The organism is Streptomyces sp. NPDC016677 (genome assembly GCF_055562815.1).
The window spans coordinates 767,461-789,506 of the sequence record NZ_JBVHEO010000001.1 but is presented as its reverse complement, the minus strand read 5'-3'; the positions used below and the strand labels follow the sequence as shown (position 1 = coordinate 789,506).

Here is a 22,046-nt window from a genome sequence, read left to right as displayed (position 1 = left end):
CTTCGGTATACCGAGTTGGGCATACACACATCCCGTACGCCATCCCTGCGCGTACGTCCTCGCACGCATCCGCTCACCCGTCCCGGAGGACCGCACGCAATGAGCCACACGACGACCGACGAACCCACCAGGCGAGCGACCGGGGCCACCGTCCCGGTCCTCGCCTTCGCGGGCATCGTCGTCGCGGTGATGCAGACCCTGCTCGTCCCGGTCATCAAGGACCTGCCCCAACTCCTGGAGACCACGCCCAGCAACGCCACCTGGGTCCTGACCTCCACGCTCCTGTCCGGAGCCGTCGCCACGCCGATCATGGGCCGCCTCGGCGACCTCTACGGCAAGCGGCGCATGCTGATCCTCAGCCTGGCCGTGATGGTGGTCGGCGCGCTGGTCAGCGCGTTCACCGACGCCCTGCTCCCGATGATCGCCGGCCGTACGCTCCAGGGCTTCGCGATGGGCGCGATACCCCTCGGCATCGGCCTGATGCGCGACATGCTGCCGCGCGAGCGGCTCGGCTCGGCGATGGCGCTGATGAGCTCCTCGATCGGCGTCGGCGGCGGCCTCGCCCTGCCCGCCGCCGCCCTCGTCGCGCAGCACGCCGACTGGCACGCCCTGTTCTACGGCGCCGCCGGCCTCGGCGTCCTCTCCATCGCCCTGACCCTGGCCGTCGTACCGGAGTCCCCGCTGCGCGCCAAGGGCACCTTCGACCTCCCCGGCGCCCTCGGTCTCTCCGCCGGCCTGGTCCTCTTCCTCCTGCCCATCACCAAGGGCAGCGACTGGGGCTGGTCCTCGCCCACCACCCTCGGCCTGTTCGCCGCCGCCGCCGTCGTCCTGCTGCTGTGGGGCCTGATGGAACTGCGCGTCAAGGCCCCCCTCGTGGACCTGCGCACCACCGCCCGCCGCGAGGTCCTGCTCACCAACCTCGCCTCGATCATGGTCGGCGTCTCCTTCTACGTCGTCTCCCTGGTCCTCCCCCAGCTCCTCCAGCTGCCCGCCGCCACCGGCTACGGCCTCGGCCAGTCGATGGTCGTCGCCGGCCTGTGCGTGGCGCCGCTCGGCCTGACGATGATGTTCACGGCCCCGGTCTACGCCCGTCTCTCCGCCCGCTACGGCCCCCGCACCACCCTCATCGTCGGCCTGCTGGTCATCGCGGTCGGCTACGGCGGCGGCCTCGGCCTGATGAGCGCCGCCTGGCAGACGGTCGTCACCTCGGTGCTGCTCGGCGCCGGAATCGGCCTCGCCTACTCCTCGCTGCCCGCGCTGATCATCGGCGCGGTCCCGGCCTCGGAGACGGGCGCGGCCAACGGCCTGAACACCCTGATGCGGTCCATCGGTACGTCGGTGTCCAGCGCCGTCATCGGCATGGTGCTGGCCAACACCGCCGACGACGTCGGCGGCGTCGCCGTGCCCACGATGCACGGCTTCCGCGTCTCGTTCCTGATCGCGGCCGCCGCGGTCGCCGCCGGCCTGGTCTTCGCGTTCTTCCTCCCCCGGCGCCGCCCCTCCGCCCACACCCAGCTGCGCGCGAGCAGCGAGGAGGACGCCAACCTGGCCCGCGCCGAGGAGGCCCTGCGGGGTTTCCGGGGCCGTGTCCTGGCCGCCGACGGCACGCCCGTCGCCCGCGCCAAGGTCACGCTGATCGACCGGCACGGACGGCAGGCGGGCGCGGCCCTCTCCGCGGCCGACGGCAGCTACACGCTGCCCGTGCCCGGCGGCGGCCCGTACGTCCTTGCCGCCCGCGCGGCGGGCCACGGCCCGCTCGCCCACGCGGCCGTGCACACCGGCACCGGCCACCCGGTCGACCTCGACCTGTCCCTGCCGGGCGAGACGGTCTCCGCGTGACCGGACTCCCACCGCACCCCCTGTCGCCCGCCGCGACAGGGGGTGCGGCAGCATGCGGGGGACCCACAGACGGAGAAGCGAGGTCCCCCATGCCCCTGGCCCCGAGCCCCGAGACCCTGGCCGCCTTCGAGGCCGCGAAGGGCTTCATGCCCGCCGACGAGGGCCTGGCCCTGTACGCGGCGGCCGTGGAGGCCGCACGGCTCGGGCTGCCGCTGCTGGAGGTCGGCACGTACTGCGGACGCTCCACCCTCCTGCTCGCCGACGCGGCCCGCGCCGCCGGGGTCACCGCCGTCACCGTCGACCACCACCGCGGCAGCGAGGAGCAGCAGCCCGGCTGGGACTACCACGACCCGGAGACGGTCGACCCGGAGCTGGGCGTGATGGACACCCTGCCCGCCTTCCGCCGCACCCTGTACCGGGCGGGCCTGGAGGACCACGTCGTCGCGCTGGTCGGCCGGTCCCCGGCGATCGCCGCCCTCTGGGGGACCCCGCTCGCCCTCGTCTTCGTCGACGGCGGCCACACCGACGAGCACGCGAACGCCGACTACGAGGGCTGGGCCCCCCGGGTGGCCGAAGGCGGGCTGCTCGTCATCCACGACGTCTTCCCGGACCCGGTGGACGAGTTCACGGGCCAGGCCCCGTACCGCGTCTGGCTCAGGGCGCTGGCGTCCGGCGCGTTCACCGAGGTCTCCGTGACCGGCTCGCTGCGTGTCCTGCGGCGAACGGGGGCGGGGATCTGAGGGCGCGGTTAGAGTCGCAGACGTGTCGTACACAGGACCGGAGTTCGCACCGCACCAGCCCCGCCGTTCCCCGCTGCGCCGTCCGCTGACCGTGGCGCTGGCCGCCCTCGTACCGGGCGCGCTGCTCGGGTGGGGGGTGTATGCGGCGGTCGGCGCGCCCGGCGGCGACGGCGGCGGCACCGACCGGGCGGCGGCCGGTGCGGCCTCCCCGGCACCCGCCACCACCCCCGCGGGCACGGCCACCCGACCCGCATCCCACCCCTCCTCCCCTCCCGCCTCCGCCCGCGACGACGCCAAGGATCCGGCGGCCACCCCCGCCGCCCCCGCCCCCGCCTCCCTGAAGGGCAAGGTCGTCGTCATCGACCCGGGCCACAACCCGGCCAACTTCCAGCACCCGACCGAGATCAACCGCAAGGTGGACGTCGGTACGCACTGGAAGGAGTGCGACACCACGGGCACCGCCACCAACGCCGGTTACACCGAGGCGCGCTTCACCCTCGACGTCGCCCACCGGCTGCGCGACCTGCTCCAGGAGCGGGGCGCGACGGTGAAGCTGACCCAGGACGGCGACCGGGAGTACGGGCCCTGCGTGGACGAGCGGGCCAGGATCGGCAACGAGGCGCGCGCGGACGCGGCGATCTCGATCCACGCCGACGGCTCGGCGGCCGGCAACCGGGGCTTCCACGTGATCCTGCCGGGTGCGGTGCACCAGGGCGCCGCCGACACCCGCGCCATCGTCGCCCCCTCCGCCGGCCTCGGCAAACGCGTCGCGGACGGCTTCGGACGGGAGACGGGCACCGCCCCCGCCAACTACCTCGGCGGCGGCACCGGCCTGGTGACCCGCACGGACCTGGGCGGTCTCAACCTCTCGACGGTGCCGAAGGTGTTCCTGGAGTGCGGCAACATGCGCGACGCCCAGGACGAGGCGCTGCTGACCGACGGCGCCTGGCGGCAGAAGGCGGCGCAGGGGATCTCTGAGGGAATCGTGAGTTTCCTGCGCGGGTAGCGATCAGGCCCGTATCCCGGCGGACAGCCCGAACGTGCGGAGGATAGTGTCGTCCGTTGACGACGAGACGACGACCCGAGAAGGACCTGAAGTGAATATCCGCTCCCTCACTCGAGGCGACGGCGTGGTGATCGTGGCAGCGGTGTTGCTGTTGATCGCGTCGTTCCTCGACATCTACTCGATCGAAGGCGCCTCCGACAGCGCCGACATCCCCAGCCTGTGGGGCAGCGGGCCGATCGTGCTCGGGGTGGTCCTGGCGGGCATCATCGGCGCCGCGCTCGTCGTCGTGGCCCGCGCGCTGCCGCAGCCCCGCAAGGTCGCCGGTCTCGACCTCGGCCAGTTCGGCGCCGCCTTCGCGGTGTTCGCCGCCTGGTCCGCGCTCGGCAACGTCTTCGACCCGGCCGGCGCGTTCGACAACGACGGCGGCGGCGACGGCATCGGCGCGGGCACCGGGCTGATCCTCGCCCTCGTCGCCACGGTGGTCATGGCCGCCGCAGCCATCGCCACGCCGCTGGTCCCGGCGCTCAAGGGCGCCCTCCTGCCCGCTCCCCGCCCGGCCCAGCCGCAGCCGTACGGCGGTCAGCCGCAGGGCGGGTACGGCTACCCGGGTGCGCAGCAGGGGGCGTACGGCGGGCAGCCGCAGCCGGGCTCGCCCTACCCGGGCCAGCCCCAGCCGCAGCAGGCCCAGCCGCAGCCGCAGCCCGCGCAGGCCCAGCCGGCGCCGCAGCCGGCCGGGGACTTCGCGCCGTTCTGGTTCGCGGTGCCGGTGCCGCGTCCGCTGTTCGCGGAGGACGGTTCGCCGACGCCGGTCGCGGAGCTGGCGCCGGGCACCTGGTACCTCGCGGTCGAGCAGCGCGGTACCGCGCTGCTCGCGCAGACGCAGGACGGCCGCCGCGGCGTCCTCCAGGACACCTCGGGCATCCAGCGCGGCTGAGCGCGCACGTCACGGCGACGGCCCCCCACCTCCGGGCGGGGGGCCGTCGCCGTACCGCCGACCGCGTCAACTCCCTTGCGCCGCCCGTGGTTTCAAACAGACGTGCGGGGCCAGACGGTAGGCATGTCTCGCTATCGTGGTTCCAACTCCGCCGGGACGGCCGTCGCGGTGATCGCGGACATCATGGCCGTCATCCTCGGACTGTGGATTCTGATGTACCTGCTGGATGCCAACCGGGCCAACGACCTGGTCCGGTTCGTCCATGACGCGGCCGCCTGGCTGGCGGGCTGGTCGCGTGACCTGTTCACCTTCGACGAGGCGTGGGCGCGGGTGGTGGCCGGTTACGGCCTGGCCGCCGTCGTGTACCTCTTCGTCGGCCACGCCGTCGCCAACCGCCTGCACCGGCACTGACCTCGCCGGGCGCTCAGGCGCAGCAGTCGGTGTCGGCCTCCAGCCCCCGGGGCAGGCGGTCGCCGCCGAAGACCTGGCAGGTGGCCTCGTGGCCGCCGAGGGCGGCGACGGCGAGCAGCAGCGAGCCGGCCGTCCAACTGGTCAGCTCCCGCGGCCAGATCGCGTCGTCCTCGAAGACGTACCCGGTCCAGTACAGGCCGCTGTCCGCGTCCCGCAGGTGCTGGACGGACTGGAGGACCGACAGGGCGCGGTCGGACTCGCCGATCGCCCAGAGAGCGAGGGCGAGTTCGGCCGACTCGCCGCCGGTGACCCACGGGTTGGGGACGACGCAGCGCACGCCGAGGCCGGGGACGACGAAGCGGTCCCAGCCCTCCTCGATGCGGGCCTTGGCCTCGGCTCCGGTGAGCGCGCCGCCGAGCACCGGGTAGTACCAGTCCATCGAGTAGCGGTTCTTGTCGAGGAACCGCTCGGGGTGGCGGCGGATGGCGTGCCGCAGCAGGCCGGCCGCCAGTTCCCAGTCCGGCTGCGCCTCCTCGCGCTGTTCGGCGATGGCCAGGGCGCAGCGCAGCGCGTGGTGGACGGAGGAACTCCCGGTCAGCAGCGCGTCGGTGGCGCCGGTGCCGTCGTCGTCGCGCCGCCAGCCGATCTGCCCGCCCGGCTGCTGGAGCCGCAGCACCCACTCGACGGCCGCGTACACGGTGGGCCACATGCGGTCCAGGAACGCGTCGTCGCCGGTGGCGAGGTGGTGGTGCCAGACGCCCACGGCGACGTAGGCGACGAAGTTGGTCTCCCGGCCCCGGTCGGTGACGTCGGCGGCGTCGCCGTCGGCGTAGGCCGCGTACCAGGAGCCGTCCGGGTTCTGGTGCCGGGCGAGCCAGTCGTAGGCCCGCTCGGCGGCCTCGTGTTCGCCGGCCGCGTCCAGCGCCATCGCCGCCTCGACGTGGTCCCAGGGGTCGAGGTGGTGGCCCCGGAACCACGGGATCGCCCCGTCCTCCCGCTGGACGGCGAGGATGCCGCGTACGGTCGCGGCGGCCTCGTCGGCGGTGAGGACCCCGGGCAGGATCAGGTGTTCCGTCCGGGGCGTCGTCACGCGGCGTCCACCGCCGGCAGGTGCGGCTTGGTCGCGTACGCCACGAAGCTCTTGCCGATCAGCGGGTTCAGCGCCTGCTCGGCGACCCGGGTGGCCAGCGGCTTCTTCATGATGTCCCAGACCAGCAGCTTGTGGTACGCCTTGACCGGCAGCGCCTTGTCGTTGTCGACGCCGAACGCGCACTTCAGCCACCAGTACGGGGAGTGCAGGGCGTGCGCGTGGTGGGTGCCGTACGGCCTGAGGCCGGCCTCGCGGATCTTCGCGAGCAGCTCGTCCGCCTTGTAGATGCGGATGTGGCCGCCCTCGACCTCGTGGTAGGCGTCGGAGAGGGTCCAGCAGACCTTCTCGGGGCCGTAGCGCGGGACGGTGACGGCTATCCGGCCGCCGGGCCTGAGCACCCGCACCATCTCGGCGAGCACGCCCTTGTCGTCGGGGATGTGCTCCATCACCTCGGAGATGATGACGACGTCGAAGGACTCGTCGGGGAAGGGCAGCGCCAGCGCGTCGCCCTCCATCGCCGTCGCGGTGGCGCCCTCGGGGGCCTCGCCCGCCTCCTCCATCGCGGCGAACCACTTGGCGACCTCGCGGATCTCGTCGCCGTTCTGGTCGAGGGCGACGACCCGCGCGCCGCGCCGGTAGCACTCGAAGGCGTGCCGGCCGGCGCCGCAGCCGAGGTCCAGGACGCGGTCGCCCGGGGCGAGCGGGAACCGGGAGAAGTCGACGGTCAGCACGTGGTCCTGCTTTCGGGTTCTGCCGGGGCCGCGCCGCGGCCATGACTCGGCGCCGCGGCCCGGTCGCCACGGCTCGGCGCCGCGACCGGGCCGGCGGCCGGGGCGCCCGTCCGGGACGAGCGGGCGGGGGCGTCCGCCGGGGACGTGGGCGTGGTGGAGCGGGTGACGGCGCCTGCCGGAGACGAACCGGTGACGGCGCCCGCCTGGGACGTGGGGGTGCCGGGGCCCGCCTGGGACGTGCGGGCGATGGCCTCGCGGTACCGGGCCACCGTGCCCTCGGCGGCGCGCGCCCAGGTGAAGCGGTCGAGGACGCGTTCCCGGCCGGCCGCGCCGAGCCGGGCGCGCAGCGCGGCGTCGCCCAGCAGCCGGTTCAGCCCGGCGGCCAGCGCGCCCGCGTCGCCGGGCCGCACCGCCAGGCACGTCTCGCCGTCGGGACCGGCCACCTCGGGGATGGCCCCGCCGGTCGTGGCCAGCAGCGGCGTGCCGGTGGCCATGGCCTCGGCGGCGGGCAGCGAGAACCCCTCGTACAGGGAGGGCACGCAGGCCACCTCGGCCGAGCGGACCAGGTCGACCAGTTCGGCGTCGGAGATGCCCTTGACGAACTCGACGGCGCCTTCGAGCCCGTACCGCTCGATCGCCTGGGCGACAGGCCCCTCGGCGGGACGTTTCCCCACGACGACGAGGTGCGCGTCGGGGTGCTCGGTGCGGGTCTTGGCCAGGGCCTCGACGAGGAAGACCAGGCCCTTGAGCGGGACGTCCGCGCTGGACGTGGTGACGATCCGGCCCGGCACCTTCGGCACCGCCGGGTCGGGCGAGAACAGGTCGGTGTCGGCGCCGATGGGCACGACGTGCACGCGGTCGGGCCGTACGCCGAGGTGGTCGACGATCTCCTGGCGGGAGGAGGAGGAGACGGTGAGCACGGACGGCAGGCGGCGGGCGACGCGCTTCTGCATGCGGGTGAAGGCGTACCAGCGGCGCACGGAGTACCGGCGCTGCCAGCCCTCGGCGGCGTCGAGTTCCAGGCGCCGGTCGACGGTGACGGGGTGGTGGACGGTGGTGACGAGCGGGGCGCCGATGTCGCCCAGCAGGCCGTAGCCGAGCGTCTGGTTGTCGTGCACGACGTCGAAGTCGCCGCGCCGGGCGCGCAGCTGGCGGCGGGCGCGGAGCGAGAACGTCAGCGGTTCCGGGAAGCCGCCGGTCCACATGGTGGCGACCTCCAGCGCGTCGATCCAGTCCCGGTACTCGTCCCGCTTCGGGGTGCGGAACGGGTCGGGCTGGCGGTAGAGGTCGAGGCTGGGCAGCTCGGTGAGGGACAGCCGCGGGAGGCCCTCGTCGAGCACCGGGTAGGGCTGGGCGCCGATAACCTCGACGCTGTGGCCGAGGCGGGCCAGTTCGCGCGAGAGGTGGCGGACGTAGACGCCCTGGCCGCCGCAGAACGGGTTGCCCTTGTAGGTGAGGAGCGCGATGCGGAGCGGACGTTCGTCCCGGGAGGGCCCCGTCCGACTGGCCTCAGCGGTCACCTGGGTCCCCTTCTGCCTGCATGGTCCCGCGAGATTACGTCGGGACGTTGATCGGAACAAGTTCCAGACTTGATCGTTCGGAGGCTCCGAATCTACCGGCAAGTAAGGTCACTGTGACCGGTGGATCAGGTGATTCGTGCCACGGGGAGCCGGGACGGGCGGGGTGGGCACCTGCCCTCGCTACCCGTTCCTGACGCCCGTCACAGGGACGGGTAAAGTAATGAGGTCGTATCACGCCCGTACGGGAGGAAGCCGGTGCAATTCCGGCGCTGACCCGCAACCGTGAACCCTCTGGCCAGGCAAGGGGGTGCAGCCGGATCGCCCGGACGGGACCGTGACCGGCTCACGTGCCCGGCGTCCGCCGCGCACGGGCACCGTCGAGGCATACGGGGCCGAGCCGCCGGGGGTGCCCCGTGCTGCCCGTCCCCGCACAGGGAAAGGCACCCGCCGCTCATGAACGTCCTTCGCCGCAGCGCCGTGACGCTGGCCGCCGTGGCCGTGGTCGGCGCCGCCGCCGTTCCCTCGGTGGCCGCCGGTCCGTCACCGTCCGCGTCCCCCTCCCTGCCCTCCGGGCTCTTCGGCACCTCCGACCCCACGTACGACGGGGTCTGGCGGCAGTCCCTCGCGCTGCTCGCGCAGGACACGCAGGGCGTCACCCCGGCGCCGTCGGCCGTGGACTGGCTCAGCGGGCAGCAGTGCGACGACGGCGCGTTCGCGCCCTTCCGCGCCTCCACCGCCACGGACTGCGACGCCAGGACGCCCGTCGACACCAACAGCACGGCCGCCGCCGTCCAGGCCCTCGCCGCGCTCGGCGGCCACGACGACGCCGTGGACGCCGCCCTGGCCTGGCTGAAGTCCGTACAGAACGAGGACGGCGGCTGGGGCTACTCCCCCGGTGGCGCCAGCGACGCCAACTCGACCTCCGTCGTCATCGGCGCGCTCACCGCCACCGGCACCGACCCCGCGAAGGTCTCCAGGGGCGGCGAGTCCCCCTACGACGCGCTGCTGGCGTTCGCCCTCCCCTGCGGCCAGGGCGACGGTGCCTTCGCCTTCCAGCCGGACGACGACGGCAAGCTCACCGCCAACGCGGACGCCACCGCCGCCGGAGTGCTCGGCGCGCTCGGCAAGGGCCTGGTCACCGGGCCCGGCGAGGCGGCGGGCGACGCCGAGTGCGCCGGCGGCGGCGGTCGGGAGCGGGCCGCCGCCAACGGGGCCGCCTACCTCACCGAAGCCCTCGCGAAGGACGGCCACCTGACCTCCGCCCTCGCCGGCGCCGAGGACCAGCCGGACTACGGCAACACCGCCGACGCCGTCGTCGCGCTGGCCGCGCAGGGCGGGGCCGAACGGGCGGCCGAGCCGCTGGCGTGGCTGGAGAAGAACGCGGGGAGCTGGGCGAAGCAGAGCGGCCCGGCCGCCTACGCCCAGCTGATCCTGGCCGCGCACGCCGCGGGCGCCGACGCCACCGACTTCGGCGGCACCGATCTGGTGAAGGCCCTGAACGCGACGGGCCCGAGCCCGGCGAAGAAGAACGAGGAGAGCGACAAGGAGAGCGACGACTCCCCCTTCGGCACCTGGTGGTACGTAGGTGTCTTCGCGGTCGTCGGTGTCGGCATCGGCTTCCTGATCAGCAACCGGAAGCGGCAGCCGTGATCCGCCGGGCCGCCCTCCTGGTCCTGGCCGCGCTGCTCGTCGTCCTCGGTACGGGGCAGGCGCAGGCCGCCGGTTACCGGTACTGGTCGTTCTGGGAGCGCGACGGCGACGGATGGACGTACGCCACCGAGGGCCCGTCCACCGCCCGTCCCGACGACGGTGACGTGCAGGGCTTCCGGTTCGCGGTGAGCGAGGACTCCGGGGACGCGGTCCAGCCGCGCGGCGCCGCGGACTTCGCGGCGATCTGCGCGGACACGCCCGCGCGGGAGGGCGGCAAGCGGGTCGCGCTCGTCCTCGACTTCGGTACGGCGGCGGACGCGCCGGCCGGGGAGACACCGCCCGCCACGCGCACGGCCTGCGCCCGGGTCGCCGAGGACGCGACCACGGCGGACGCGCTGGCCTCTGTCGCCGAGCCGCTCCGCTACAACGCCAACGCGCTGCTCTGCGCCATCGCGGGCTATCCGCGGACCGGGTGCGGGGAGGCGGTCGCGGACGGGCCCGCCACTCGGTCTTCGTCTTCGGGCAGCGGTGGCGGCCCGTCGGTCGGGCTGATCGCCGGTGCCGCCGCCGTGGCGGTGCTGGGCGCGGCGGCGGTGTGGCAGGCGAGGCGGCGCCGGAATGGCGGCTGAGGGCAACGCCCGCACCACCGGCACCACCGTGCACCCCGGCGCCTGGTGGCTGTGGGCCCTCGGCCTCGGTACCGCCGCCACCCGCACCACCAACCCCCTGCTGCTCGGTCTCCTCCTGGCCGTCTCCGCGTACGTGGTGACGGCCCGCCGCACGCACGCCCCCTGGGCCCGCTCCTACGGCGCCTTCGTCAAGCTCGCCCTGGCCGTGCTGCTGATCCGGCTGTTCTTCACCGTCGCCCTCGGCTCCCCCGTCCCCGGCACGCACGTCCTCGTCGCCCTGCCCGAAGTCCCCCTCCCCGACTGGGCGCAGGGCATCCGCCTGGGCGGCCGGGTCACCGCCGAGGCGCTGGTCTTCGCGCTGTACGACGGTCTGAAACTGGCCACCCTGCTGATCTGCGTCGGCGCCGCCAACGCCCTCGCCAACCCGTCCCGCCTGCTCAAGTCGCTGCCCGGCGCCCTGTACGAGGCCGGTGTCGCCGTCGTCGTCGCGCTCACCTTCGCCCCGAACCTCATCGCGGACGTCCGGCGGCTGCGTGCCGCGCGCCGGCTGCGCGGCCGTCCCGACAGCGGCGTACGGGGTCTGCTGCACGTCGGACTGCCGGTGCTGGAGGGTGCCCTGGAGCGGTCGGTCGCGCTGGCCGCCGCGATGGACTCCCGCGGGTACGGCCGTACCGCCCAGGTCCCCGTCGCCGTACGCCGCGTCACCGCCGGGCTCACGCTGGGCGGGCTGGTCGGCGTCTGCGCGGGAACGTACGGGCTGCTGACCGCCGAGGGCGGCACGTACGGGCTGCCGGTGCTGGGGGCCGGGCTGGCCGCCGCGCTGGCGGGGCTGCGGCTCGGGGGCCGCCGGTCGGTGCGGACCCGGTACCGGCCGGACCGGTGGGACGCACGGGCCTGGCTGACCGCCGGGGCGGGGGCGGCGGTCGCCGGGCTCATGGCGCTGGCCGCCGTACGCGACCCGGCGGCGCTGCACCCGGGTGTCGTCCCGCTCACCGCGCCGGTCCTCCCGCTGTGGCCGGCGGCGGCCTGTCTGCTCGGCCTGCTGCCCGCCTTCGTCACCCCCGCGCCCCGAGTCGAGGAAGTACCGTGATCCGCTTCGAAGACGTCTCCGTGACCTACGACGGGGCGGACGGACCCACCGTGCGCGGTGTGGACTTCGAGGTGCCGGAGGGCGAACTCGTCCTCCTCGCCGGGCCGTCCGGCGTCGGCAAGTCCACCGTCCTCGGCGCGGTCGGCGGTCTGGTCCCGCACTTCACCGGGGGCACCCTCAGTGGCCGGGTCACGGTCGCCGGCCGCGACACCCGCATCCACAAACCGCGCGAACTGGCCGATGTGGTCGGCACGGTCGGCCAGGACCCGCTGTCCCACTTCGTCACGGACACCGTCGAGGACGAACTCGCCTACGGCATGGAGTCGCTCGGCCTGCCCCCGGCCGTGATGCGCCGCCGGGTGGAGGAGACCTTGGACCTGCTGGGCCTGGCCCCGCTGCGCGGCCGCCCGATCGCCACCCTCTCCGGCGGGCAGCGGCAGCGGGTCGCGATCGGCTCGGTGCTCACCGCGCACCCGTCGGTCCTGGTCCTCGACGAGCCGACCTCCGCACTGGACCCGGCCGCCGCCGAGGAGGTCCTCGCGGTGCTGCAACGCCTCGTCCACGACCTGGGGACGACGGTCCTGCTGGCCGAACACCGCCTGGAGCGCGTCGTCCAGTACGCCGACCGGATCGTGCTGCTGCCCGCGCCGGGCGCGGCGCCCGTCCTGGGCACCCCGGCCGAGGTGATGGCCGTGTCGCCGGTGTTCCCGCCCGTGGTGGAGCTGGGCCGACTGGCGGGCTGGTCCCCGCTGCCGCTGACGGTCCGCGACGCCCGCCGCCGGGCCGCGCCGCTGCGGGAACGGCTGGCCGCCCGGCCCCGGGTGCCGGCGGCCCCCGCCGCCCCGGCCGCCGCGCTCCCGGCCCCGCGCCCGTCCGCCTCCGCCTTCCGCCGGCGCCGGCGCCGCACGCCCGACGGTGCGGCCCCCGTCCGGTACGCCGCCGAGGTGCGCGGCCTCGCCGTCCGCCGGGGCCGCGTCCCGGCGCTGCGCCACGTCGACCTCACCGTCTCCCCCGGCGAGACCGTCGCCCTGATGGGCCGCAACGGCGCCGGGAAGTCCACGCTGCTGGGCACGCTCACCGGGCTGGTCGAGCCGAGCGCCGGGTCGGTGCGCGCCGGGGGCCTGGTGCCGCACCGCACGGCGCCGCGCGACCTGGTACGCCGAGTCGGTCTGGTCCCGCAGGAGCCGCGCGACCTGCTGTACGCCGACACGGTCGCCGCCGAGTGCCTGGCCGCCGACCGGGACGCGGACGCCGCGCCGGGCACCTGCCGCGCGCTGCTGTCCGGCCTGCTCCCCGGCGTCACCGACGCCACCCACCCCCGCGACCTCTCCGAGGGCCAGCGCCTCACCCTCGCCCTGGCGGTGGTCCTCACCGCCCGTCCGCCCCTGCTCCTCCTCGACGAGCCGACCCGCGGCCTGGACTACGGCGCCAAGTCCCGCCTGGTCGCCCTGTTGCGGGCGCTGGCCGCCGAGGGCCACGCCATCGTGCTGGCCACGCACGACGTGGAACTCGCCGCCGAACTGGCCCACCGGGTCGTGCTGCTGGCCGAGGGCGAGGTGATCGCCGACGGTCCCACCACGGAGGTGTCGGTCGCCTCCCCCTCCTTCGCCCCGCAGGTCGCCAAGGTCCTCGCCCCGCAGAAGTGGCTGACGGTCGCGCAGGTGCGGGAGGCCCTGGCACGGGAGGCCCTCGCATGAGCCCCGGCCGCCTCCGCGTCCGTGTCCGCCGGGTCCGTGCCGTACGCCTCGGCCCTCGCTCGGTCGCCGCGCTGGTACTGGTCAGCGCGGTGGGCCTGGCGAGCATCGCCTGGCCCTTCCTCGCCCCGCCCGAAGCGGCGGTCAACGCCCACGCCCAGGACGCGCCGTGGCTGTTCGCGGGCGTCCTGGTACTGCTGGTGGCGGTGGTCGCGGCGACCATCTCCGAGTCGGGGCTCGGCCCCAAGGCGGTCGCGATGCTCGGCGTCCTGGCCGCGACCGGCGCGGCGCTGCGCCCACTGGGCGCGGGCACCGCCGGCCTGGAACCGATGTTCTTCCTGATGGTGCTGAGCGGCCGGGTCCTCGGCCCCGGCTTCGGTTTCGTCCTCGGCTCGGTGACGATGTTCGCCTCCGCGCTGCTCACCGGCGGGGTGGGCCCGTGGATGCCGTTCCAGATGCTGTCGATGGGCTGGTTCACGATGGGCGCGGGCCTGCTGCCGTTCCCGGACCGCCTGCGCGGCCGCACGGAGCTGGTGCTGCTCGCCGGGTACGGCTTCCTGGCCGCGTTCGCCTACGGCGTCTTCATGAACGCGGCCGGCTGGCCCTTCCTGAACCCCGACGGCTCGGACATCGCCCCCGACCCCGACGCCGGCCTCGCCGGCAACCTGGCCCGCTTCACCGCGTACTGCCTGGCCACGTCCCTGGGCTGGGACACGGGCCGCGCGGTGATGACGGTCGTCCTCACCCTCGCCCTCGGCACCCCGGTCCTCAAGGCCCTGCGCCGGGCCACCCGCCGGGCGGCGTTCGAGGCGCCGGTGGCCTTCGAGACGCCCACCGGCAAGACCGGCTGACCCGCCGCGCCGCATCCGCCCCGGCCCCGGCGTGCCGGTCCGCCGTCTCCCGCAGGCGCGGCCCCGCCGTCTACCGCGCGTAACCGCTCTTGCAGAACGTGCTGCCCTCCGGGTCGGCCTTGCAGTCCACCAGTCCCGGCACCTCCAGCCACGGGTCCAGAGTCCACTGCTGCGCCGGGTTGCCCGGAAGTCCCTCCGTCACCAGTGCCTTTCCGCCGTCGTCGATCATCACGGACTTGTTCTTCTCGTCGCCCGCGTTGTAGGTGACGTCGATGCCCCATTCGCAGCGCCAGCCGTGGCGCGCCGCCCCGTTGACTTCCATGGTCACCGGCGTCTCGGAGCCGCCCACCGTGAGCACCTTGTCATCGAAGTAGGGTTCTCCCTCGTTCTTCTTCTTGTCCAGGCCCACGGCAACGGTCGCCCTCGAACCGGTCAGCCCTTGCAGTCCGAAGGTGATGCCCTCGATCGAACTGACACCCTGCCCCGGATAGTAAAGAACGGCCCGAGCCGGGGATGCGACGCACTTCCGTTCCTCGGCCCGCATGTCGACGATCTGGACCGGAGAATCCCGCTCACTGGAGATGTCCAGGAAGAACGGCCGGCTGTATCCGGGCACGGACCGCCGCACTTCCATGGGAACCACCAGCCGGCCGCCGTGTTCCCGGAGTATCTCCGGGAACCGCTCCGGGTCCAGGTCCGGGTCCCGCCCGGCGAACAGCGCCCGCAACTCCTCGACCTCCGAGGCGCCCAGAGGCGTGTCGAGGACTATGTAGGTCCCTTCCGGGGTGAAGTCATCGAAATCGACGTACCTGACGTTCACGGACAGCGGGGACTTCTCCGCCTGAAGGCGGTCCTGAGCCTTCTCCTCCACCTCGGCCTGCCGAGTCCTGAGCGACACGTTCTGATTCAGCGTCTCGGACACGACCACGGACGCCACCAGGGCGACGACGGCTGCCGCCATCGTCCACAGAATGCGATAGCGCCACGCTTTCCAGCGCTTTTCCTCGGGTAGGTCAGCGAGATCCGGGGCGCTTCCCCGGAGGAACGCGTCGCTCTCTCTTTCCCGTCTGCTTCCCGGCTCGGGTGATGACATCGGCTCCCCCTCGGCGATGACACACGTCCCTCCACGATAACGCCGTGTACGCGTCAGGGAGAGCAACGCGAGGCCGACGAGGATCCAGCGGAGTTTGCGGCACTGTCGCCTGGATACAGTGCGTTGATGCAGAACCTACGCAAGCAGATCGTGTCCGAACTCGGCGTCCAGCCGGCCGTCGTCCCCGCCGACGAGATCCGGCGGCGGGTCGGTTTCCTCAAGGACTACCTGCGGTCGACCCCGGCCAAGGGGTTCGTCCTCGGCATCAGCGGCGGTCAGGACAGCACACTGACCGGGCGGCTGTGCCAGCTCGCCGCCGAGGAGCTGCGTGCCGAGGGGCACGACGCCACCTTCGTCGCGGTGCGGCTGCCGTACGGAATCCAGGCCGACGAGGACGACGCCCGGATCGCGCTCGACTTCATCCGGCCCGACCGGTCGGTCACGGTGAACGTCAAGCCGGGCGCGGACGCCGTCGCCCACGAGTCGGCGCTCGGCCTGGCGGAGCTGACGGGCGAGTCCCGGCTGCGGGACTTCGTGCGCGGCAACATCAAGGCGCGGGAGCGCATGGTGATCCAGTACGCGATCGCCGGGCAGCTCGGCATGGTCGTCGTCGGCACCGACCACGCGGCCGAGGCGGTGACCGGCTTCTTCACCAAGTACGGCGACGGCGGCGTCGACCTCACCCCGCTCACCGGCCTCACCAAGCGCCAGGGCGCCGCCCTGCTCAAGGAGCTGGGCGCGCCGTCCAGTACCTGGCAGAAGGTGCCGACGGCCGACCTGGAGGACGACCGGCCCGCGCTGCCCGACGAGGAGGCGCTCGGCCTGACGTACGCCGAGATCGACGCCTACCTGGAGGGCGAGGAGGTCGCTCCCGAGGTGGCGGCGAAGGTCGAGTCGGTGTACCTCGCCACCCGCCACAAGCGGACCGTTCCGGTCACGCCGCTCGACGACTGGTGGCGCTGACCGGCACGGTCAGCTCGGGGCGGGGGTCTTCACGTCCCGCGCGGCGGGGGCGGATGTCGCGGCGGCGGTGACCGTACGGGCCCGCGGCCCCTGGAGCAGGTACGTCAGGCCGAAACCGCCGGCCACGACCGCCGCGCCGCCCACCGCGTCCAGCACCCAGTGGTTGCCGGTCGCGACGATGGCGGAGACGGTGAACAGGGGGTGCAGGAGGCCGAGCGCCTTCATCCACCACTTCGGCGCGATGATCGCGATCGTCAGACCGCACCACAGCGACCAGCCGAAGTGCAGCGACGGCATCGCCGCGTACTGGTTGGTCAGGGCGGTGAGCGTGCCGTAGTCGGGCTTGGTGAAGTCCTGCACGCCGTTCACCGTGTCGATGATGCCGAGGTCCGGCATCAGGCGCGGCGGGGCCAGCGGGTAGAGCCAGAAGCCGATCAGGGCGAGCAGGGTGGTGAAGCCGATGGAGGCGCGGGCCCAGCGGTAGTCGACCGGTCGGCGCCAGTAGAGGACGCCGAGGACGGTCAGCGGGACGACGAAGTGGAACGACGTGTAGTAGAAGTCGAAGAAGTCCCGCAGCCAGTCGGTCTTGACGACGGCGTGGTTGACGGCGTGCTCGATGTCGATGTGCAGGAAGCGTTCGATGCCGTGGATCTGGTGGCCGTGCTCCTCGGCGCGGGCCCGGCCGCCCGAGATGGTGCCGCCGGTCGCCGCGAGGCGGACCTTGGAGTAGGCCGCGTAGGTGACCCGGATGAGCAGCAGTTCCAGGAGCAGGTTCGGGCGGGTGAGGACCCGGCGCAGGAACGGGAGGAGGGGGATGCGCCGGAAGCGGGCGGGGACGGGGGCCGCGTACTCGGTGGGGAGGGGGGTGTCGAAGTACGGGGAGGTGCGGGAGAGGAACGGTACTGCGGTGGCGGCGGCGAGGACGGCGAGCAGGACGACGTTGTCGCGGACCGAGTACAGGGCCGACATGTTCGGCAGGATCATCTTCGCCGGGAGCGTCATGACGAGGACGACGGCGACCGGCCAGACGTACCGGTCGGAGGCGCGTCTGCCGACCCGGCCGACGACCGCGAGGAGCACCCAGAGCAGCTGGTGCTGCCAGGTGGTGGGTGAGATGGCGATGGCCGCGCAGCCGGTGATCGCGACCGCGAGGAGGAGCTGGCCGTCGCGGGCGTAGCGCACGGCGCGGCGCAGGCCGAGGACGGCGACGGCGGCGCCGAGGACGACGAAGAGGGTAATCTCCAGCGGGCCGTTCAGGCCGAGCCGCAGCAGGGCGCCGTGCAGGGACTGGTTGGCGAGGTCGTCGGCGGCGCCGCCGAGTCCGACGCCGGCCATGTGGTGCACCCAGTAGGTGTACGAGTCCTGGGCCATCGCGGCCCAGGCGAGCGCGGTGCAGACGGCGAAGGCGGCGGCGGTGGTGCCGGCGGCGCGGCGGCGGCCGGTGAACCACAGCAGCGGTACGAAGAGCAGCACGGTCGGCTGGAAGGCGGCGGCGACGCCGATGAGCAGGCCGCCGGCGCGTTCGCCGCGGACGGCGAGGCAGCCGAGGAGGACGAGCAGGACCGGGACGATGCTGGTCTGGCCGAGCCAGAGGGTGTTGCGCACCGGCAGCGAGATCATCAGCAGGCTGACCGCGACCGGTGCGGCCAGGAGCGCGGTACGGCGGCCGACCGGGCGGGGCAGGGCGCGGGCGGCGACCAGGCCGAGGGCCACGACCAGCAGCAGGGTGCCGAAGGTCCAGCCCCAGCCGAGGGCCTGTTCGGCGGCGCGGGTGAGCGGTTTGAGGACCAGTCCGGCGAAGGGGGTGCCGGTGAACCTGGTCGAGTCGTAGAGGGACCCTTCGACGTGCAGGACCCCGTGCGGGCCCACCCAGGTCTCCAGGTCCGTCAGCCGCTCGCCGCGCGGGGTGCTGAGCACCATCGCGAGCTGCCGTACGGCGAGGACGGCGGCGACCAGCCACAGCCCCGCTCGTGCCAGGCGCAGGCGTCCCCTGGTGGCTCCGACGGCTGTCGCCCCGAAGGCCTCCGCCGCCACCGTCCGCCCGCTGTGCTCCGCATTCGCCACGCCTCGTCGGCCTCCCGCCCCGCTCGTCCCACGCGTCCCGCGCGTGGGTTCCTTTGCGAACCTTATGAGGCTCGCACCACCCCCGGAGAGGGACGCAGGCAACCCCGTCTTCACCTGACGGCCGCTCTCCTTTTGTCCGGATGACGATAGTGGGGTCGCGGTTCGAGCGCCTCCCCGGAGAGCGACAAGGATCACAGCGGGGGCCGGTCAGGAACCGTCCGTGGCCGGAAGACGTCCCTGCGTGGACGCCCTTTTGGTGCACTGTGCAACGAATTGGGCACGGGGTGTGAGCAGGGGATTGCCGCCTATGGTCGTTTTTCGGCCCGGCGACAGCGCCGCCGTGCGGGTCGTGTCCCCGTTCCCGTCGAAAGGTAGGCGAGCGAAGTCTTGTCGGCTGCCACCGCTGCCCGCGTCTCCCCTCCGCCCTCCCGCACGCAGGCGCCGCCGCCCGGCGTGACCGTGACCGACCCCGCGCTCGTCCGGCGTGCCGTGAAGGCGGCGGCGCTGGGCAACGCGATGGAGTGGTTCGACTTCGGCGTCTACAGCTACATCGCGGTCACGCTGGGCAAGGTCTTCTTCCCGTCGGGGAATCCGACGGCCCAGTTGCTGTCGACGTTCGGCGCGTTCGCGGCGGCGTTCCTGGTCCGGCCGCTGGGCGGCATGGTCTTCGGCCCGCTCGGCGACCGGGTGGGGCGGCAGAAGATCCTCGCCCTGACGATGATCATGATGGCGGCGGGCACGTTCGCGATCGGGCTGATCCCGTCGTACGGGTCGATCGGCGTGTGGGCGCCGGTGCTGTTGCTGGCGGCGCGGCTGGTGCAGGGGTTCTCGACCGGCGGTGAGTACGCGGGGGCGTCGACGTTCATCGCGGAGTACGCGCCGGACAAGCGGCGCGGGTTCCTCGGAAGCTGGCTGGAGTTCGGCACGCTGGCGGGATACATCGGCGGGGCCGGTCTGGTGACCCTGATGACCGCGCTGCTGTCCGACGGTGACCTGACGTCCTGGGGCTGGCGCATCCCGTTCCTGATCGCGGGCCCGATGGGCATCATCGGCCTGTATCTGCGGATGCGGCTGGAGGAGACGCCGGCGTTCGCGGCGGAGGTCGAGAAGTCGGAGTCGGCGCGGGTGAAGGTGCCGCTGCGGGACATGATCACCGGGCAGTGGAAGGCGCTGCTGCTGTGTGTCGGGCTGGTGCTGGTCTTCAACGTCACCGACTACATGCTGCTGTCGTACATGCCGAGCTACCTGACGAGCGAGCTGGAGTACGACGAGACGCACGGTCTGCTGGTCGTGCTCGCGGTGATGGCCCTGATGATGATCGTCCAGCCGTTCGCGGGGGCGCTGACCGACCGGGTCGGGCGGCGGCCGGTGATCGCGGCGGGGTGCGCCGGGTTCCTGGTGCTGTCGGTACCGGCGCTGCTGCTGATCCGCGAGGGCAGCCTGCTCGCGGTCGGCCTGGGCATGGCCGCGCTGGGGCTGCTGCTGGTGTGCTTCACGGCGGCGATGCCGTCCGCCCTGCCGGCGCTGTTCCCGACGCGGGTGCGGTACGGGTCGCTGTCGATCGGGTTCAACGTGTCGGTGTCGCTGTTCGGCGGGACGACGCCGCTGGTGGTGACGGCCCTGATCGGGGCCACCGGGAACCTGATGATGCCCGCGTACTACATGATGGCCGCCGCCGTGGTCGGTGGCGTCGCGGTGTGGTTCATGACGGAGTCGGCGGGGCGTCCGCTGCCGGGGTCCGGGCCGTCCGTGGAGCGGTGACGAGGCCTGCGGCGCCTGTGCGGGTTCGGTGGGGGTGCGCGTAGCGCCTTCGGTGCGGTGTGTGGGTCGGGGCCGGGGTGGGGGGTGTCCGTCCTCGGAACGGCGCGGAATCGGTCGCTTACGGGGGTGCGGCGGGTTGACGCGCCAACCGCTGCGGGCGGACACCCCCCACCCCGTCCCCTCACCGCCGTACGCGGGCGCGGGCCCGCGGGCAGCCGTGTCATGACACGGCGACCTCCATGCCGCTACGCTCCGTCAGCACACCTGGTCAGGTCACTGGAGGGACGCATGAGCGACGCCCGCGCATGGGACGACGTCGACGACTACTTCACCACCCACCTCGCCCGGAACGACGACGCCCTCGACGCCGCCCTGCGGGACAGCGCGTCCGCCCGGCTGCCGGAGGTGAACGTCACCGCGCCCCAGGGCAAGCTGCTCCACCTCCTCGCCCGCGTCCAGGGCGCCCGGCGCATCCTGGAGATCGGCACCCTCGGCGGCTACAGCACCATCTGGCTGGCCCGCGCCCTGCCCGCCGGCGGCCGTCTGATCAGCCTGGAGTACAGCGCCCGGCACGCCGAGACCGCCGTCCGGAACATCGCCCGCGCGGGGCTGGAGGGGGTTGTCGAGGTGCGGGTCGGGGCCGCGCTGGAGTCGCTGCCCGAGCTCGCCGACGAGAACCCGTCCCCCTTCGACCTGGTCTTCATCGACGCCGACAAGGCCAACAACGCCCGCTACCTGGAGTGGGCGCTGCGGCTGACCCGGACCGGCAGTCTGATCGTCGTGGACAACGTGGTCCGGGGCGGCCGGGTCGCGGACGCGGACAGCACCGACGCGGACGTCCTCGGCACCCGCGCCGCGATCGAGCTGATCGGCGCCCACCCTAGGCTCGACGGTACGGCGATCCAGACGGTCGGCGCCAAGGGGTGGGACGGCTTCGCGCTGGCCCGCGTGGTGGACTGACGGCGCGGCTGCGCGGCTCGGTGCGGTCGTCGCCCGGCGTGTGGTGTCCGGCACAATGGGGAGCATGACCGAGCGGAAGCCACCTGGCGTCGACTTCGAGAGCTGGGTCGACAAGCAGATTCGTGAGGCGGAGGAACGGGGCGCGTTCGACGGGCTGTCGGGCGCGGGGCAACCGCTTCCGGACGACGGTGCCGGGTACGACGAGCTGTGGTGGATCAAGCGGAAGCTGGCCCGCGAGGGCGTGTCCGTGCTGCCGCCGGCGCTGGCGCTGCGCAAGGAGGCGGAGGACGTGCTGGCGGCGGTGGCGGAGGCTCCGTCGGAGCGGGCCGTGCGCCGGATGGTCGAGGAGCTGAACGGGAGGATCCGGGAGATGCTGCTCAAGCCCCCGCCCGGCCCCCCGCTGGGGCTGAGGCCGTACGACGTCGACGAGGTCGTACGGCGGTGGCGGGAAGGCCGGGCGGAGCGGCAGTAGGCGTCCTGTCGTGTCCTGTCGTTCTACAGGCGCATGAGGTTCTCCGACAGCTCGCGGTAGTCCCGCAGGGCCAGGCGGAGCTGTTCGGTGTCGGTGGCCGTGGCCCGCCGTTCGGTGTCGGCGGACTGCCAGGACGCGCGCAGGGTGCGGCGGCGGCGCGTCACCGCGTCGGTGAAGCGGGAGGCGATCTCCTCCAGGACGCGGTCGGCCTCCTCCACCGCGGCCCGCGGGGCGTCGACGAATCCGGAGACGGCGTGGTGCAGCCGCTGCTCCAGCTTGTCGCACTCCTCGTGCGGGAGGAGGGGCTTGCCGGGACCGGGACCAGGGGTTCCGGTGGTGGGAGTTCCGGTGGTGGGCCGGGTGCCTTCGGTTCGCAGGCGCGGGGCGGCCTCTGCGCGGGCACCGGCCGCGTGGTCCGCGGGGGCGCCGGGCGGAGCGTCGGGGTCGGGCGCCGGGCCGGTGCCCGGACCCTGCCGGCCAGGGGTTCCGGTCGGGTGCTGGCCGCGCTCGGCGGGGGCGCCGCCGGTCGGCCGGGTCACATCGGACAT

20 protein-coding genes are annotated in these 22,046 nt (G+C 73.7%); 14 read left to right on the top strand and 6 right to left on the bottom strand.

The features are described 5' to 3' along the window. Positions 1 to 99 precede the first annotated feature (99 nt). The 5 genes from ACZ3IG_RS03440 (at position 100) to ACZ3IG_RS03420 (ending at position 4,930) form a co-directional block, all read left to right on the top strand. On the top strand, positions 100 to 1,839 hold the full coding sequence (locus ACZ3IG_RS03440) for an MFS transporter (RefSeq protein ID WP_467428547.1): 1,740 nt from the start codon (positions 100 to 102) through the stop codon (positions 1,837 to 1,839). Positions 1,840 to 1,928: 89 nt separating this feature from the next. Next, a complete protein-coding gene (locus tag ACZ3IG_RS03435) occupies positions 1,929 to 2,579 on the top strand; it encodes a class I SAM-dependent methyltransferase (RefSeq protein ID WP_467428545.1) in 651 nt (216 codons plus the stop codon). Between the two features lie 22 nt (positions 2,580 to 2,601). After that, the gene (locus tag ACZ3IG_RS03430; RefSeq protein WP_467428544.1) at positions 2,602 to 3,585 is read left to right on the top strand and encodes an N-acetylmuramoyl-L-alanine amidase; all 984 of its coding nucleotides are present in this window, start codon (positions 2,602 to 2,604) and stop codon (positions 3,583 to 3,585) included. A 91-nt stretch (positions 3,586 to 3,676) separates the two neighbouring features. Then, complete coding sequence (locus tag ACZ3IG_RS03425) at positions 3,677 to 4,519, top strand: hypothetical protein (RefSeq protein ID WP_467428542.1); 843 nt, start codon at positions 3,677 to 3,679, stop codon at positions 4,517 to 4,519. Between the two features lie 123 nt (positions 4,520 to 4,642). Further along, complete coding sequence (locus tag ACZ3IG_RS03420; protein WP_467428540.1) at positions 4,643 to 4,930, top strand: hypothetical protein; 288 nt, start codon at positions 4,643 to 4,645, stop codon at positions 4,928 to 4,930. A 13-nt stretch (positions 4,931 to 4,943) separates the two neighbouring features. Here the strand turns inward: ACZ3IG_RS03420 and ACZ3IG_RS03415 are convergent, their stop codons facing one another. From ACZ3IG_RS03415 to ACZ3IG_RS03405, 3 genes are read right to left on the bottom strand one after another with little or no spacing between them, the layout of a single operon-like run. Continuing rightward, on the bottom strand, positions 4,944 to 6,020 hold the full coding sequence (locus ACZ3IG_RS03415; RefSeq protein ID WP_467428538.1) for a prenyltransferase/squalene oxidase repeat-containing protein: 1,077 nt from the start codon (positions 6,018 to 6,020) through the stop codon (positions 4,944 to 4,946). Further along, positions 6,017 to 6,751 (bottom strand): class I SAM-dependent methyltransferase, encoded by a 735-nt coding sequence (locus ACZ3IG_RS03410; RefSeq protein ID WP_467428536.1) that lies wholly within the window; start codon positions 6,749 to 6,751, stop codon positions 6,017 to 6,019. The genes ACZ3IG_RS03415 and ACZ3IG_RS03410 overlap by 4 nt, the downstream gene beginning before the upstream one ends. After that, on the bottom strand, positions 6,745 to 8,271 hold the full coding sequence (locus tag ACZ3IG_RS03405; protein WP_467428534.1) for a glycosyltransferase family 4 protein: 1,527 nt from the start codon (positions 8,269 to 8,271) through the stop codon (positions 6,745 to 6,747). Before ACZ3IG_RS03405 ends, ACZ3IG_RS03410 begins: the two co-directional genes overlap by 7 nt. A gap of 453 nt (positions 8,272 to 8,724) precedes the next feature. Here ACZ3IG_RS03405 and ACZ3IG_RS03400 point away from each other — a divergent pair, with 453 nt between their 5' ends. The 5 genes from ACZ3IG_RS03400 to ACZ3IG_RS03380 are packed head-to-tail and all read left to right on the top strand — an operon-like array spanning position 8,725 to position 14,185. Further along, positions 8,725 to 9,921, top strand: a complete 1,197-nt coding sequence (locus ACZ3IG_RS03400; protein WP_467428533.1) for a prenyltransferase/squalene oxidase repeat-containing protein — start codon at positions 8,725 to 8,727, stop codon at positions 9,919 to 9,921. Further along, complete coding sequence (locus tag ACZ3IG_RS03395) at positions 9,918 to 10,550, top strand: SCO2322 family protein (protein WP_467428531.1); 633 nt, start codon at positions 9,918 to 9,920, stop codon at positions 10,548 to 10,550. Before ACZ3IG_RS03400 ends, ACZ3IG_RS03395 begins: the two co-directional genes overlap by 4 nt. Continuing rightward, positions 10,540 to 11,640 carry a CbiQ family ECF transporter T component gene (locus tag ACZ3IG_RS03390; protein ID WP_467428528.1) on the top strand — a complete coding sequence of 367 codons (1,101 nt, stop codon included), beginning with the start codon at positions 10,540 to 10,542 and terminating at the stop codon, positions 11,638 to 11,640. The genes ACZ3IG_RS03395 and ACZ3IG_RS03390 overlap by 11 nt, the downstream gene beginning before the upstream one ends. Beyond that, entirely contained in the window at positions 11,637 to 13,337 is a 1,701-nt protein-coding gene (locus ACZ3IG_RS03385) for an ABC transporter ATP-binding protein (RefSeq protein WP_467428525.1), read from the top strand. Before ACZ3IG_RS03390 ends, ACZ3IG_RS03385 begins: the two co-directional genes overlap by 4 nt. Further along, a complete protein-coding gene (locus ACZ3IG_RS03380; protein WP_467428523.1) occupies positions 13,334 to 14,185 on the top strand; it encodes an ECF transporter S component in 852 nt (283 codons plus the stop codon). Before ACZ3IG_RS03385 ends, ACZ3IG_RS03380 begins: the two co-directional genes overlap by 4 nt. A 70-nt stretch (positions 14,186 to 14,255) precedes the next feature. Here the strand turns inward: ACZ3IG_RS03380 and ACZ3IG_RS03375 are convergent, their stop codons facing one another. Further along, on the bottom strand, positions 14,256 to 15,278 hold the full coding sequence (locus tag ACZ3IG_RS03375; RefSeq protein ID WP_467428520.1) for a hypothetical protein: 1,023 nt from the start codon (positions 15,276 to 15,278) through the stop codon (positions 14,256 to 14,258). Between the two features lie 126 nt (positions 15,279 to 15,404). Between ACZ3IG_RS03375 and nadE the strand changes: the two genes are divergently transcribed. After that, positions 15,405 to 16,241, top strand: coding sequence for an ammonia-dependent NAD(+) synthetase (gene nadE / locus ACZ3IG_RS03370; protein ID WP_467428517.1), 837 nt, complete (start codon positions 15,405 to 15,407; stop codon positions 16,239 to 16,241). A gap of 9 nt (positions 16,242 to 16,250) precedes the next feature. Here nadE and ACZ3IG_RS03365 read toward each other — a convergent pair whose 3' ends face one another. Continuing rightward, positions 16,251 to 18,305, bottom strand: a complete 2,055-nt coding sequence (locus ACZ3IG_RS03365; protein WP_467428514.1) for a bifunctional glycosyltransferase 87/phosphatase PAP2 family protein — start codon at positions 18,303 to 18,305, stop codon at positions 16,251 to 16,253. A gap of 387 nt (positions 18,306 to 18,692) precedes the next feature. Between ACZ3IG_RS03365 and proP the strand changes: the two genes are divergently transcribed. The 3 genes from proP to ACZ3IG_RS03350 all read left to right on the top strand — a co-directional run bounded on the left by proP (position 18,693) and on the right by ACZ3IG_RS03350 (position 21,498). Next, positions 18,693 to 20,066: a glycine betaine/L-proline transporter ProP gene (gene proP / locus ACZ3IG_RS03360; RefSeq protein ID WP_467428511.1), complete on the top strand. Its 1,374-nt coding sequence runs from the start codon at positions 18,693 to 18,695 to the stop codon at positions 20,064 to 20,066. 288 nt (positions 20,067 to 20,354) lie between these two features. After that, positions 20,355 to 21,026: an O-methyltransferase gene (locus ACZ3IG_RS03355; protein ID WP_467428508.1), complete on the top strand. Its 672-nt coding sequence runs from the start codon at positions 20,355 to 20,357 to the stop codon at positions 21,024 to 21,026. A 64-nt stretch (positions 21,027 to 21,090) separates the two neighbouring features. Next, complete coding sequence (locus ACZ3IG_RS03350) at positions 21,091 to 21,498, top strand: DnaJ family domain-containing protein (protein WP_467428506.1); 408 nt, start codon at positions 21,091 to 21,093, stop codon at positions 21,496 to 21,498. 23 nt (positions 21,499 to 21,521) lie between these two features. On the opposite strand, the gene ACZ3IG_RS03345 is transcribed toward ACZ3IG_RS03350, so the two are convergent. Continuing rightward, a complete protein-coding gene (locus ACZ3IG_RS03345; RefSeq protein ID WP_467428503.1) occupies positions 21,522 to 22,046 on the bottom strand; it encodes a hypothetical protein in 525 nt (174 codons plus the stop codon).